The organism is Sporomusaceae bacterium (assembly GCA_031460455.1).
Classification (GTDB): domain Bacteria; phylum Bacillota; class Negativicutes; order Sporomusales; family UBA7701; genus Anaeroselena.
In genome coordinates this window covers 52,603-67,193 of the sequence record JAVKTQ010000006.1, presented here as the reverse complement: position 1 = coordinate 67,193, position 14,591 = coordinate 52,603, and the positions used below count along the sequence as shown (strand labels likewise).

General features: G+C 61.6%; 11 protein-coding genes and 1 other annotated feature. Of the genes, 9 read left to right on the top strand and 2 right to left on the bottom strand.

Translation table 11 applies throughout. The features are described from left to right. Positions 1–120 precede the first annotated feature (120 nt). The gene (locus RIN56_10780) at positions 121–1,206 is read left to right on the top strand and encodes an HD domain-containing protein (protein ID MDR7867292.1); all 1,086 of its coding nucleotides are present in this window, start codon (positions 121–123) and stop codon (positions 1,204–1,206) included. A gap of 138 nt (positions 1,207–1,344) precedes the next feature. Further along, a complete protein-coding gene (locus RIN56_10775; protein MDR7867291.1) occupies positions 1,345–3,147 on the top strand; it encodes an MASE3 domain-containing protein in 1,803 nt (600 codons plus the stop codon). 61 nt (positions 3,148–3,208) lie between these two features. Here RIN56_10775 and RIN56_10770 read toward each other — a convergent pair whose 3' ends face one another. Then, a complete protein-coding gene (locus tag RIN56_10770) occupies positions 3,209–4,102 on the bottom strand; it encodes a LysR family transcriptional regulator (GenBank protein ID MDR7867290.1) in 894 nt (297 codons plus the stop codon). Positions 4,103–4,259: 157 nt separating this feature from the next. Here RIN56_10770 and RIN56_10765 point away from each other — a divergent pair, with 157 nt between their 5' ends. Together RIN56_10765 and RIN56_10760 are read left to right on the top strand one after the other, a co-directional pair. Continuing rightward, complete coding sequence (locus tag RIN56_10765) at positions 4,260–4,676, top strand: hypothetical protein (protein MDR7867289.1); 417 nt, start codon at positions 4,260–4,262, stop codon at positions 4,674–4,676. Positions 4,677–4,893: 217 nt separating this feature from the next. Next, positions 4,894–5,631: a sulfite exporter TauE/SafE family protein gene (locus tag RIN56_10760; protein ID MDR7867288.1), complete on the top strand. Its 738-nt coding sequence runs from the start codon at positions 4,894–4,896 to the stop codon at positions 5,629–5,631. 68 nt (positions 5,632–5,699) lie between these two features. Here RIN56_10760 and RIN56_10755 read toward each other — a convergent pair whose 3' ends face one another. Continuing rightward, complete coding sequence (locus tag RIN56_10755; GenBank protein ID MDR7867287.1) at positions 5,700–6,092, bottom strand: hypothetical protein; 393 nt, start codon at positions 6,090–6,092, stop codon at positions 5,700–5,702. Positions 6,093–6,232: 140 nt separating this feature from the next. Continuing rightward, positions 6,233–6,440, top strand: a binding site (T-box leader). A gap of 47 nt (positions 6,441–6,487) precedes the next feature. Here RIN56_10755 and leuS point away from each other — a divergent pair. The 5 genes from leuS to RIN56_10730 all read left to right on the top strand — a co-directional run bounded on the left by leuS (position 6,488) and on the right by RIN56_10730 (position 14,570). Continuing rightward, the gene (gene leuS, locus RIN56_10750; GenBank protein ID MDR7867286.1) at positions 6,488–8,974 is read left to right on the top strand and encodes a leucine--tRNA ligase; all 2,487 of its coding nucleotides are present in this window, start codon (positions 6,488–6,490) and stop codon (positions 8,972–8,974) included. Positions 8,975–9,082: 108 nt separating this feature from the next. Then, on the top strand, positions 9,083–9,646 hold the full coding sequence (locus RIN56_10745) for a ComEA family DNA-binding protein (protein ID MDR7867285.1): 564 nt from the start codon (positions 9,083–9,085) through the stop codon (positions 9,644–9,646). A 58-nt stretch (positions 9,647–9,704) separates the two neighbouring features. Further along, the gene (locus RIN56_10740) at positions 9,705–10,850 is read left to right on the top strand and encodes an HD domain-containing phosphohydrolase (GenBank protein ID MDR7867284.1); all 1,146 of its coding nucleotides are present in this window, start codon (positions 9,705–9,707) and stop codon (positions 10,848–10,850) included. 120 nt (positions 10,851–10,970) lie between these two features. Continuing rightward, a complete protein-coding gene (locus RIN56_10735; protein ID MDR7867283.1) occupies positions 10,971–13,331 on the top strand; it encodes a DNA internalization-related competence protein ComEC/Rec2 in 2,361 nt (786 codons plus the stop codon). Between the two features lie 66 nt (positions 13,332–13,397). Then, positions 13,398–14,570, top strand: coding sequence for a serine protease (locus RIN56_10730; protein ID MDR7867282.1), 1,173 nt, complete (start codon positions 13,398–13,400; stop codon positions 14,568–14,570). Positions 14,571–14,591: the final 21 nt, after the last annotated feature.

The window sequence follows — 14,591 nt, the reverse complement described above, 5'->3', positions numbered from 1 at the left end:
CTTTTCTAGTCTAGGCCAGCGGCCGCACCGTTGTCAATAGTCAGTTGTAAAAGGTCACGCACCTGCTGCTTCTAGTAAACATAATATATAAAGCAAGTATGGTTATAAGGGGATGTGGCCATGAACAACAGTGCCTGGAAAAAGCCGCTGGCTCTCGGCGTCATCATGCTTCTCGCCGTGGGGGTGAACGATTTGTTCGTCGCGCTCGTGCGGGGGGGAGAATACGGGCCGGCCGGGTATGCCGCCCATCTTGCGGCATTTGCGGCCATTGTCGCCTGTGTCGCATACCTGCAGCAGAAGCTGGCAGCCGCGACTCACCGCCTGGAACTGTGCAGCCGCGCCTTCGGAGGGATGCCGTGCGCGCTGGTTATCGCCCGGGGGGGAGTGATTGAGGAGCTGTGCGGCAGTAAGGAATTACTTGGACTTGCCGGGCTGGCTGTCGGGGCGGTGCACCGCCCCGCGGGGGAAACGGTGCGGACGGAGGAGTATGCCGGACGGGGCGGGGCGGCGAGGGTGGTCGAGCGCCGGCGGGTGCCGCTGGCGGGCTGTGGCGACGACTGCCATACGGCCGAGTTTTTGTACGAGATCACCGACTGTGCGCGGCGGGCGGCTTCGCGGGAGGGCCAGTACGTCAGGATGCTGAAAATCCTCGTGAATATGTTCGAGATGAAGGATCCTTACAGCAACGGCCACTCGGACGCGGTGAGCAACCTGGGCCAGGATTTGGCGAGGGCGCTGGGCCTGCCCCCGCCGGCGGTGGAGACGGTGACGCGGGCGGCACTGCTGCACGATATCGGCAAGATCGTCATCCCGGCGGCGATTTTGAGCAAGGACGGCCCGCTGACGCCGGACGAGCGCCGGCCGGTGCAGGCCCACGCCGCGGTGGGAGCGGATATTCTCGCGAACTTCGATGTCTTCCGGGAGGAGGCGGATATCGTCCGCCGCCATCACGAGCGCTACGACGGCGGCGGCTACCCGGGCGGCCTGCGGGGCAAGGAGATCCCGCTGGGGGCGAGGATAATCGCGGTGGCCGACGCTTTCGACGCGATGACGTCGGGCCGGTCGGCGCAAGGGCGGCGGGAGGTGGCGGCCGCGCTGGCGGTTATCGAGGCCGGGAAGGGCGGGCAGTTCGACCCGGAGGTGGCCGAGGCGTTCGTTAAGCTGGTTATTGCCGGCCGGGCGAGGAAGGAAAAGGAGACGCGTTAGCGTCTCCTTTTTAAATGAAAAATTGCATTATTTAGAAGGATTTTTTGGATATTTATAATAATTCAATATTTAATTTCGGTTTTAGGAGGGCCACATGGGATTCTTGCCCCGCGGAGCGGGAAAGGGGGACAGTTTTGGGTGTTTGCCTTAGCAGCGGTTGGGGCGCTGGCGACGGCCGGCTATGCGGGGATGACGAATTTCCTGGCGTTTCATGTCGTCGCTGAAGGGATTACTATTATCATCGCTTTTTCCATCGTGTTCATCGTTCTCAACACATACGACAATTTGAAAGACGATTTTATTCCGCTCATTGGCATCGCGTACGCGTTCGCCGGCTGTTTCGATGTTGCCCATATGCTGACATATACGGGGATGGCGGTGTTTCCCGAGGCGGGCAACGATTTGCCGGCCCAGCTGTGGGTTATCGCCAGGTACCTCGACAGCACGGGCATGCTGCTGGCGGGGATCGCCATCGGCCGGGGCTGGCGGCATTCATACGTGCTGGCCGGTTATGCCGCGGCGGCGGCGGCGGCGGCGCTCGCCTTGTACAAGGGCGTTTTCCCGGTCGCGTTCGTGGACGGGCAGGGGCTGACACTGTTTAAGATATACAGCGAGTATGTCGTCAGCGCCGTTCTGACTGCCAGCGTGCTCGTGCTGATAGGGCAGCGGGAGCATTTCGGGCCGCGGGTGTACCGGCCGCTGCTGGCTTTTTTCGCCGTTTCCGTGGCCACCGAGCTGTCGCTGACCATGTACAAGTTCGGCGGCGATCTGGTGAACGTGATCGGCCACCTGCTGAAGGTGACGGCGTTCTTTTTCCTCTATCGGGCGGTGGTGGCGACCAGCCTGCGGGAGCCGTACGAGAGGATGAACGAGAAGGCGCGCGAGCTGGCCGCGGCCAACCGGCGGCTGACGGAGACGCTGGCGAGCATATCGGACGGCCTTTTTATTCTCGACAACGACTGGCGGGTGGTGTACGCCAACCCCGCGGCCATAGAGAGGTACGGTTTCAAAGGGTTTGAAGGAGAGCTGGGCAGAAGCCTCTGGGATATCTATCCCGACGCGCAGCCGTTTTACGATCAGTATCACAAGGCCAAGCGGGAAAACGCCGCCGTATATTTCGAGGCCGTTTCTCCCGATACGGGCCGATGGGTAGAGGTGCACGCGTATCCGGCGCCCGAGGGCTTGTCCGTATATATCAGGGATATCGGCGAGCGGCGAATATTCGAGGCCGAGCTGGCGAGGCTGGACAGGCTGAACACGGTGGGCGAGCTGGCGGCCGGCATTGGCCATGAGATCAGGAACCCGTTGACGACGGTGCGGGGCTACCTGCAGTTGTTCGCGAATAAAGAGAAATACGCCGAGCACCGCGAGCAGTTCGCGACGATGATCGAGGAGCTGGATCGGGCCAACGCGATTATCTCGGAGTACCTGTCGCTGGCGCGGACGAAGGCCGCGGAGCCGGGACAGGGCGACCTAAACGGCGTGCTGAAGGCGCTTTATCCGCTGCTTGAGGCGGACGCCGCCCGCGCCGGGCATTCGCTGGAGCTGTCGACGGGCGATATCCCCGCCGTCAGGTTCGACGAGCGCGAGATAAGGCAGCTTGTGCTGAACCTGGCCCGCAACGGCCTGGAGGCTATGGAGCCGGGCGGGCGGCTGACGATAAGCACTTTTTGCGACAGGGGCGGGGCGGTGCTCGCCGTAGGCGACTCGGGCGGCGGTATTCCGCAGGAGGTGCTGGACAAGCTGGGGACGCCATTCATGACGACGAAGGAGCACGGCACGGGGCTGGGGCTGGCGGTCTGCCGCCGGATAGCCGACAGGCACGGCGCGAAGCTAGAGGTCACCACCTCGTCGGCCGGGACGACGTTTTTCCTGCGCTTCGGGCGCAACGATTTCGCCGGTCGCGGCGACGCGGCAGAGAGGTTTTTATCGACAAGCTAAGAGGGATACCGTGACCGGTATCCCTCTTCTGCGTCAATTGTACTCGGTCAGGGCGGGAGGACTATCGCTGGCGGGCTAATGATGCCAGGATGGTTTTTTCCAATGCCGACAATGCGGGCGACAGCCATTTTTCGCGATGAATAAGCATTAGGGCCTGAATGCCGATGGGAGTATTTGTCCAATTGAGCTTTATCAGTTCGCCGCGCTTGATGTCTTCTTCAACGACGATTTTCGGCAGGAGCGATATACCCAGACCGCTTTTTACGCAGTGCTTTATTGCCTCTAGGCTGCCGAATTCCATGATGGTGTTGGCCGTGACGCCTTCTCTTTCCAGCAGGTTTTTCAGGTCCATCGGGTAGCCGCTGTGCCCTTCCGGCAGGAATAGGGGGTGGCCGGCAAGATTTTGCGGGGTCAGTAGCGGGTTTGCCGCCAGTTCGTGATCAGGCGAGGCAATAAAGGCGGTTTCACCGCGGAACAGTTCGATTTGCCGCAGTTGCTGCTGCACGGAATTATTATTGAGGCTAAACGCCACGTCAATGGTGTTTTGCTGCAGCCACAGCGGAAAGTCCGTGCAGTTGCCTACTTTGATATTGAGCTGTACTTGCGGGTAGCTTTGCCGGTATTCCTTCAGCAACGGCGGGAGCCAGAAGACGCAGAGCGATTCGGAGGCGCCGATATTCAGGCAGCCGGAAACGACGCCGTCTTCTTTGAATAGTCCTTTTAGTTCCTCGGCGTCTCTTACCATGCGTTCGGCGAGTGGCAGGAGCTTTTTCCCCTTCTCGGTGAGAAAGACCTTTTTGCCGAGGCGCTCGAATAATATCGCGCCGAGATCTTCTTCAAGGATATGAATATGCTCGGATACCGTCGACTGGGAATAGTTGAGCGCCTGGGCGGCGCCGCTGAAATTTAGCAGGCGGGCTACGGAGAGAAAGGTTTGCAGGTGCTTCATGTACATGTTGCCACATCCATCGGTTATGCCGATTGTTATGATCTGAATAATCGGCTTAACAAAAGTTTTGTTACCATGATAGAATGAAATCAGCAAATATGCAAGCATTTTCCAGACGGTGTTTCACCGGTGTATTTGCCGATAGAAGAGGGGGGCGTGTAAAATGGCGTTGGATTTAAAAAAAGCCGAATACTACGATATAACGGTCGATGGCCATGCCGGGGAAGGTTCTAAGCTGCTTGCGGCGGTTGCCGGCTTTGGCGTTAATTTGCTGGCCTTCAGGGCAGTCCCCGCGGAACGTGTGCGCACCCGGTTCTCGCTTTTTCCTGACGACGGTTCGAAGATGAGGGATGGAGCGAACAAGGCGGGACTGGATATGGAGGGTCCTTATTGCGCTTTGTTGCTCAAAGGGTATGATGACGAGTCGGGAGCATTGGCGGATATATACGGGAAGCTTTCGCAGGCGGATATCAATGTTTATGAATCTTGCGGGATAGCCAATATAAAGGGAGGTTACGGCGTTGTCCTTTATTTGCAGCAGGAAGATTGCGAAAGGGCTATGGAGGTTTTAAGGAGCTGAGTTCTCCAGGGAGCGCGGGGACTTCCCGGCAATCACAATACAAACTTAAGGGATGCCCCTGGGCATCCCTTTTTCGCGTGGACTATAGCGTCTTTGCCCATTTTTCCGGTTTTGTATCTGCGCCGGATAGTCATGGAGAAGGAAGTTTTGGCAAAACATGGCGAAGAAGACTAATTGTAGTTCGCCTTGCGGTATAATGAAAAATGAGGTGCAATAAATGGATTTGCTGTCTGCTAAGTATTTAGTCCTGATTCCTGTTACTTTGGCGACCTCGGTTATTACTCTTTTCACCGGGTTTGGGGTAGGCACAATCATGATGCCGGTCATGACGCTGTTTTTTGATGTTAAAGTGGCGATCTTCTTAGCGGCGATTGTTCATTTTTTCAACAACGTGTCCCGGTTGATCCTATACAGGTCGGAAGTCAATTGGGGAGTGATAAAGAGATTCGGCGTCGTCAGCATCATCGGCGCTTTTGTCGGGTCATTCGGGCAAATTTACCTTGATGGCGCTTGGCTCAAAACAGGAGTCGGCGTATTTTTGACAAGCTATGCTCTTTTAACGCTGATTCCCGGCAAAATTACAATAAAGCTGCCCCGCAGTATTGATTTCGTCGGCGGTTTTCTGTCCGGTCTCGTCGGCGGCTTGATTGGCAATCAGGGGGCTATCCGGTCTTTGTACTTATTAGGCTACGGGCTGCAAAAGCAGGAGCTTATTGTCTCAGCGGCGCTGATTGCCGTAATCATTGACTCGACACGCATACCGGTTTACGCATATGCCAACTTTCAGTACCTGCAAGAGAATATCGTGCTTATGGCCACTGTCGTCGCAGCGGCGATTTTGGGCACTGTCGCGGGTAGCAGAATACTGCCGAAGGTCTCGTATGACCTGTTTAAAAAGATTATACTAGTCGGGGTTCTGGTTTTAGGGGTACTGATGACGCTCAGGGTTATTTAGTTTTGGAAGAGGCTTCGTTTGCATGTTTGATGGGGCCGCTCAGCTCCTGGCCGGCCTTACGGTAGCTATCATACCGTTTTTGCCCATTCCTCCAGTTTGGCCATGATTTCCGCGCGGGTTTCTTCGACGCTGCTGCCGTGCCACTCCTGGCCGGTGTCGGCGTCGATCCAGGTGTCTTTGGCGGCGTAGGCGTGGGTGGGGAAGAGTTTTTCGTGGGCGGCGGCGCATACGCCGTCGAGCATGCTCTGTTTTACTGTTTTGCGGACGGTGGCGGATACCGTCCGCTCGGTTACTTCGACCCGGGGGCCTTCGTCGCCGACGGCGATTTCGATGTGGCTGACGAGTTTGCCGCGCCGGGCGGCGGCGGCTACGGCCTCGCGGGCGAGGGCGGCGGCCTCCAGCCGGTCGATGGCGTCGTCTTCGACCGTGACTCTGACGTTGCCGATGATAAGTTTATACATCGCTGCACCTCCTTACAGGGAATCTTATGTCGCGGCGGCGAAAAGTAGAACAACCTCCCCGCCGGAAGGCGGCGGGGCCGGGCGGTAAGCGGGCGCGGCCAAGTTGACTTTTGGCGCGGGGGTACTATATAATGGTATTTGTAAATCCCGCGAAGCAGACTAGTACGCCGTTGCCGCGGCCCCAGAAAGTTGGCGGACGATGCGAGCCAATCCCGGCAGGCCGAACTCGCTGCGGAGGAGCGGCTGCGAACCGAGTAGCAGCCGACGCCTGACCGGCGTTAAGGGTCGCGAGAGGACGGCTCAGGGCCGTCAATCAGGGTGGTACCGCGGGTGTTGCTCGTCCCTGGCTGCTGGCCGGGGCTTTTTGGTTATTAGGCGATATGGGAGGACTGGCATTGAACGAAAGGTACATCGCAAGCGAAATCGAAGCCAAGTGGCAGAAGGTCTGGGCCGAGGAGAACGCGTTCGGCACGGAGATCAACCGCCAGAAGCCGGAATACTATGTGTTGGAGATGTTCCCTTACCCGTCCGGCAAACTCCATATGGGCCATGTCCGTAATTATTCCATCGGCGATGTGTTCGCCAGGTTCAAGAAGATGCAGGGTTACAATGTTCTCCACCCGATGGGCTGGGACGCTTTCGGCATGCCGGCCGAGAACGCGGCGATCAAGAACGGTATCCACCCGGCGAAGTGGACGGCCGAGAATATCGCCAATATGCGGCGTCAGCAGCAGGAGATGGGCCTTTCTTACGACTGGGAGCGCGAGGTGACGACTTGCAGCCCCGCTTATTATAAGTGGACCGAGTGGCTGTTCCTGCTGTTTTACGATATGGGGCTGGCTTATAAAAAGAAGGCGGCCGTTAACTGGTGCACCGAGTGCAATACGGTGCTCGCCAACGAACAGGTGGAGGACGGGCGCTGCTGGCGGTGCGATTCGCCGGTGGTGAAGAAGGAGCTGGAGCAGTGGTTCCTGAAGATCACCCAGTACGCGGACAGGCTGCTGGCCGATCTGAGCGAGCTGAAGGGCTGGCCGGAGCGCGTGAAGGTGATGCAGGAGAACTGGATCGGCCGCAGCGAGGGTGCGGAGTTCAGCTTCGACGCGCCGGAGATCGGCGAGAAGATCGCGGTGTATACGACCCGCCATGATACGATTTTCGGCGTGTCTTACGTGGTGCTTGCTCCCGAGCATCCTTTCGTGGCCAAGCTGATCGCCGGCAAACCGCAGGAGGCGGCGGTGAGCGCTTTTGTGGAGCGGGTGCGCAATCTGAGCGAGATCAACCGCACGTCGACGGATACGGAGAAAGAGGGTATTTTCACCGGGGCGTACGCGGTGCATCCCATCACAGGCGAGCAGGTGCCGATCTGGGTGGCGAACTATGTGCTGCTGGAGTACGGCACAGGCGCGGTTATGGGTGTGCCATCCCACGACCAGCGCGACTGGGAGTTCGCCAAGAAGTACGAGCTGCCCATCATACAGGTTATTGAGCCGTATGACGGCGAGAAGGATATTGCGAAGTGGACGGCGGCCTACAGCGGCCCCGGCAAGATGGTGAATTCGGGCGATTTCAACGGCCTGGACGCCGAGGCAGGCAAGGAGAAGGTGGCCGACTGGCTGGAGAAGCACAAGGTGGGCAAGCGCCGCGTGACGTACCGGCTGCGCGACTGGCTGATTTCCCGCCAGCGGTACTGGGGCGCGCCCATCCCGATAATTTATTGCGATACGTGCGGTACGGTGCCGGTGCCGAAGAAGGATCTGCCGGTGCTGCTGCCCGAGAATGTGCGCTTCGACGGCGGCGCGGTTTCGCCGCTGGCCGAGGTGGAGGAGTTCATCAATTGCACGTGCCCGAAGTGCGGCGGCAAGGCCCGGCGGGAGACGGACACGATGGATACGTTCATCTGCTCGTCGTGGTATTACTACCGCTACACCGACGCCAAGAACGCCAACGAGCCGTTCGATACGGCGAAGGTGAATTACTGGGCGCCTGTCGACCATTATATCGGCGGCATCGAGCACGCCATCCTGCATCTCTTGTATTCGCGGTTTTTCACCAAGGTGCTGAAGGACGCCGGTTTGCTCAATGTGAGCGAGCCGTTCAAGAATCTGGTCACTCAGGGCATGGTCATCAAGGATGGCGCCAAGATGTCGAAGTCGAAGGGCAACGTGGTGTCGCCGGAGGAGATCATCGCCAAGTACGGCGCCGATACCGCCCGCCTGTTCATCCTGTTTGCCGCCCCGCCCGAGCGCGATCTGGAGTGGAGCGACCAGGGGGTGGAGGGGGCGTCCCGCTTCCTCGCGAGGCTATGGCGCATCGTCGCCCATTATGTGCCGACGGTGAAGGCGGGCGCCAAGAAGGCTTACGACCCCGCCACTCTCACCAAGGCGGAGCGCGAGCTGCGGCGGGCGCTGCACGCGACGATCAAGAAGGTTACCGACGATGTGGGCGGCCGGTTCAATTTCAACACCGCTATCAGCGCGATTATGGAGCTTGTCAACGCGCTGTACCTGTTCCGCGAGCAGGTGGCTCAGCCCAACCCCGGCCTGATTCGCGAGACGGTGTCCGCACTCTTGAAGCTGCTGGCCCCGTTCGCGCCGCATATCACCGAGGAACTGTGGAGCGAGACGATCGGGACAGGCAGCGTTCACCAGCAGGTCTGGCCGACGTTCGACGCCGCGGCGATCGAGGTGGAGGAGAGCGAGGTCGTGCTGCAGATCAACGGCAAGGTCCGCGACAAGATCGTGGTGCCGGTGGGGCTGAACGCGAAGGAGCTTGAGGCCAAGGCTTTCGAGCAAGAGAGGGTCAAGGCGCTGCTGGCCGGCAAGCAGGTGGTTAAGGTTATCTGCGTGCCGCAGAAGCTTGTGAATATCGTGGTTAAGGATTAGCAATGTATAGAGCCGGCCCCCTGGGCCGGTTTTGTTTTTGGGGAGGCTTGTAGGAAGATTGGATAATTTGGCGAAGTATATAGCGAGAAAACCGGGGGAGGGACGAATTTGGGCGCTTTGAGGCGGCACTGGCTGATTATTCTGGCGCTGGCGGCGGTGATCGTGGCCGGCAGTTTCTATGACCAGTGGCGGAAATTCGTCGTGCCGGAGAAGACGGCGAGCGTTGTGCCGGCGGGCCAGTCCCCCGTGGCCCGCGATAACCGGCCGGTTGTGTATGTAACGGGCGCGGTGAGCAAGCCGGGCGTTTATAAGGTCGGGCCGGAAAGCCGGGTAATCGATGTAATCAACGCCGCCGGCGGCCTGGCGCACGGCGCGGACGCGAACAAGGTCAACCTGGCCCAGGCGGTGAAGGACGGCATGCAGGTCCATGTGCCGATCAGCGGGGTGCCGGGATCGTCGGCGGCGGCCGCGACCGATTCCGGCCGGGTGAGCATCAACGCCGCCGACAAGCCGGCGCTGGAGAAGCTGCCGGGCATCGGCGCGGTGCTGGCCGACCGCATCGTGGAGTACCGCAAGGCTAACGGCCCCTTCCGCGATATTGCGGAGATCAAGAAGGTAAACGGCATCGGCGAGAGCAAGTTCAACCAGATCAAGGACAAGATCACCCTGTAGGCCGTAATGCTGGGCGTTTCACGGGGGTCGGCCCCGGACGCAATGACGGGGGTGCTGGATGCTACGGTTGGCGCTTGAGTATATTCGCCCCGGTACTGTTTTGGGCAAGGAAGTTTTCGATATCGACGGCAGGGCGCTGCTGGCGGCGGGAGCGACCTTAACGGAGAAGAATCTTGAGGTGCTGCGGCAGCGGGGTGTCGCATATCTGTTCGTGCGCAACCCGCAGATTGAGCTGCCGCCTGTCGAGGAGGTGATCGAGGAATCGGTGCGCCTCAAGACGGTCAAGGCTGTGAGGCGGGTTTACGAGGATGTGGCCAAGAAAGGGGTCTTCGAGTTACCGGACGAGAGCCGGAAGCTGGTGAGTACGATAATCAGGGATCTGATGGCCGACCGGTCGGTGGTCCTCCATCTTGCCCATATCGACCGCCATCAAAACGACCTTTTCGCCCATTCGGTCAATGTCGCCATTCTGTCGACGATGACGGCGGTGTCGCTCGGCCAGTACGACTCCCACGATCTATACAAGGTAGCGATCGGCGCCGTCTTCCACGATATCGGCTACAGCTTCATGCCGAAGCGGGCCGCGGGGGCGTCCGCGCCGTCCGCCGCTGACGCCGAGGCGCTCAAGGCCCATACGACTTACGGCTTCGAGCTGCTGCGGCGCGTGCGGGAGTATCCCCTGCTGGCGGCGCATATCGCCCTGCAGCATCACGAACGGGCCGACGGGACGGGCTTCCCCCGCAGACTCAAAGGCGACGGCATCCACCCATTTTCCCGCATCGTGGCGCTGGCCAACGAGTACGACAATCTGGTGACAGGCCGGTTCAACAAGCGGGGGATGGCGGCCCACACCGCTTATGAGCAGATCGTGGCGATGAGCACCACCCTCTTCGATCCGGAGGTGGCCGAGGCGTTCCTGGCGAAGATCGCGCTCTATCCGACCGGCGCGTTTGTGCGCCTGACCAACGGGGATATCGGCGTGGTGACGGGGGTGACGCCCAGGATCCAGCACCGGCCGCGGCTGAAGATCGTCAAGAACGCCCAGGGCTTCGTCGGCGGGGAGTCTGTCGAGGTCGACCTGTCGCGCCAGGAGAACTTAACGCTGTTCGTCGACGCGGTGCTGAACGACGGGGAGGTGGCCGCACTGCTTGACGCGGCCGCGCGGGCCGCGAAAGCCGCAAGCCCTGGTCACGGGATACGATAGGCGGGGAGAATGAAGAGCCGATTATTGCGGCTCTTTTGCCATTTTTTGGAGGGATTTGCCTTTTTATGGGGAAATAGGGGAGAAGAGACCGAGGATCGAATGTCAGGTGGCTGATGGGTTATGACTGCTGTTCTCCCTCTGTTGGCGGCGGCTTTCGCCGGCGGCGTATGGCTGGCCGCTGCGGTGAATGTGGCGGCGGCGGTGCTGGGCGCGCTGGCGGCCGGCCTGCTGTTTGTCGCCCTGGCGCAGGTGCGGCGGGGGGCGCGCACTGTCGCGGTCACGGCCGCGGCGCTGTTTTTCGTCGTCGGCATGCTCCGCTACGGCGGGGAGGAGGTCGTTTCGCCGTACGATGTGAGCCGCTACGCCGGGCAGAGAGTGACGCTCCATGGGACGGTGGCCGAGCTGCCCCGGTGGGCGGACGTCGACCACGAGACGGTGAAGGTGCGGTATATCGTGGCCGTCGCGGCGGTGGACGCCGGGCAGCCGCGCCTGGAGACGGCCGGCGGCAAGGTTGTCCTGAATATTCGCCAGCCGCGTCAGGCGACCGTCGCCGCCTACGGCGACAGGGTGAGCGTCCGCGGCCGGGTGGAGACTTTGCACGGCTACAACAACCCCGGACAGGCCGATATGGCGGCCGCATACCGGCTGGGGGGCGTGACGGCCCGCCTGGCGGCCCGGGCGGAGGATTTCCGGACCGCGCCGGGAGGGGATAATTCTCCGGCGGCGGCCATCGCCGCCTGGCGGCAGGGGATGACGGCTTTTATCCGCGCGACGGTCGCCGAGGGCGACGCGGCGGTGATAAGCGGTGTGCTGTTCGGCGGTTACGCCGGCATAAAACGCGAGGTGGTGCGGGATTTCGCCGCGACCGGGCTGGTGCATATCCTGTCGGTGTCGGGCGCGCATATCGCGCTGGTGGCCGGCGCGGTGCTGTGGCTGGGGGCGCGGCTGAGGCTGCGGCGGGCGAAGACCGCCGGCCTCGCCGCGGCGGCGGTGGTAGTGTACGCGCTGCTGGCCGGGCTGACGCCGCCGGTGATGCGGTCGGCGGTGATGGGACTGGCGGCGTTGGCGGCGGTGGTGTTGGGGCGGGACAGGGATACGCTAACGGCTTTGGCGCTGGCCGCTCTCGGCATGCTGGCCTGGCAGCCGGCCCTGCTGTTCGATATCAGTTTCCAGCTGTCTTTCGGCGCGGCCCTCGGGCTGGCGCTCTTATATCCGCCGACCGCGGCCGCGCTGTCTTTCCTGCCGCCGTGGCTGGCCGGGCCGCTGGCGGTTACGGTTGCCGCCCAGCTTGGCGTCCTGCCGTTCCTGCTGTGGTATTTCGGCAGTATCCCGCCCGCTTCGCTCGTGGCCAACCTTGTCGTCCTGCCGGTGATTGAGGTGGTGGTGGTGGTCGGCTTTGTGGCCGTGCTGGCGGCGTCCGCCGTCCCGCTGCTGGGCAAGCTGCTGCTGGTGGTCTGCGCCCAGTTGGTCGGCGTAGCGGTACAACTGGCGGCCTGGCTGGCGGCCGTGCCGGGGGCGACGCTGCATTTCCCGGCGATGGGGCTGTCGGTCGGGACGGCTTATTATTTGGTGCTGGCGTGGGTGTACGGACTTTTGCCCCGCCTGCCGGGGCCGGCGGCCGTCTGGCGGCGCTGGCCGCGGCGCACGGCTGCCGTGCTGGCTGTCCTGATCGTGGCATATTTCGGTTATGCGCATTACCCACGGCCGGTGGCCGTCCATTTTATCGATGTCGGCCAGGGAGACGCGACGCTGATCGTGACGCCCCACCGGCGCGCTGTGCTGGTGGACGCCGGCGGCGGACGGGAGTTCAGCGATTTCGACGTGGGCGAGCGGGTGGTGGCGCCTTATCTCCGCCACTATGGCGTGACGGCGCTCGATTACCTTGTGCTGACCCACGGCCATCAGGACCACGCCGGCGGCGCAGCCGCGGTGATAGCCGCCGTGCCGGTGCGCACGGTGCTGCTGCCGCAGGGCGAGCCGGCGGCGCCGGTGCGGGCGGCGCTGCGGGCCGCCGGCGGCCGGGGGCTTGTGCCGGCCTACGCCGGGCAGAGCATCGTGCTAGACGGCGTCGTTTTCCGCGTCGTCCAGGCTGCGGGCGAAGACCGGGCCGGGCGGGGCGAGGAGTCGACGGTGGTACTGGTGGAGTACGGCCGCCACCGCTTCCTGGTGACGGGCGACCTGGGGAGCCGGGAGGAGCAGGCGCTGGCCGGTCGCGTGACTGGTGGCGGCGGTGTGCTGAAGGTCAGTCACCACGGGGCGAAGACGGCGACGACGCCGGAGCTGATGGCGGCCTTCCGGCCGGATTACGCCGTCATCTCCGCCGGCCGCGCCAATCGCTTCGGGCACCCTCACCCTGCGGTGCTGGAGCGCCTGGCGGCGCAGGGGGTGAGGGTTTACCGCACCGACCGCGACGGGGCGGTGGTTTTCCGCAGCGACGGCGAGGCGCTGACGGTGGAGACGCACAAGGGCGGACGACAATAGAGGATTTTGCCATAAAAGGGCAAATTATGAGAATATATGTCGATTGCGTTTGCGGGAGGCGATGCGATGGTTGCGGCGACGATGGCGAAGAAAATAGTTTGGGCCTTGCTGCTGGCAGCCGGCCTGATGATGGCGCGCCTGTCGCCGGCGGCGGCCGAGGCCGATCTCGCCCTACTCGTCAGGGAAGTGGAACCGGCTGTCTTGTTTGTCGTGATGTACGACCGTGACGGCGACCAATACGGTATCGGCAGCGGCTTTTTCGTGAGCCCGGAGGGCGAGTTTCTGACCAACCGCCATGTGATGAAGGATGCCTTTTCCGCGATGGTGTTTTCGCCGAACGGCAAGCGGTATCCGGTGACGAAGATTACCGCCATCCACCCCGAGGCCGACCTTGTCAAGGGGACGGTCGGCAATGTGGCCGAACCGGTGCCGTTTCTGCGAATCAGCCGCGAAGAGGTGGTCAAGGGGCAGCGGATATATGTGTTCGGCAATCCGAAAGGGCTGAGTTTTACGGTGTCGGACGGCATCGTTTCCGGGTTCCGGAAAATAGGCAGCTTCGGCGAGGTTTTTCAGATGACGGCGCCGATTTCCCCCGGATCGAGCGGCGGGCCGGTGGTCAACGCCGCCGGCGAGGTTGTCGGCATTTCCGTGGGCTACCGGGGCGAGGGCCAGAACCTGAATTTCGCGGTGCGGGCCAAAGCCATCGGCGAGCTGGTAACGCCGAGCGGCGGGCCGCTGGTGCTGAACATGCCGGGCGACGGCCAGCCGCGGAAGTCGACGGCCCAGGCTCCCAAGCGCCCGTCCGAGGACCCGCGGCGATATCTGTTTGTCGCGTCGTACCCCGAGTATGACGCCTACATCGATCTGAGTACGCTCATGCTTGTTCACAACAAAGACGCCGATAAGTACCGGGCCGAGTTTTGGGTGAAGAGTTCTTACAAGCCGGCCGGCAAGGCGCAGATGATCGAGAGGCAGGCCAAGCAGGGCCGGGGCGAGAAATTCTTCAACTTCAGCGCGACGCTTACTCATATAAGGTTCAATCTCGACTCCGGCAAGTTTTCCCTCCTGCGGCTGGTCCACTACGACGACCGGGGCAAGATCATCGAGACGGTCGAGTTCAAGGGGCTGCCGCCGCGCGAGGAGACGCCGCCGCCGGGGACGCTGATCGAGAAGGCGATCAAGCTGGCGTTGTGGACGATCAAGGAGTATCCTGACGCGGTCAGCATTGTCAGCGAGTAAACGGTGAAGGAGGCGGGGGCC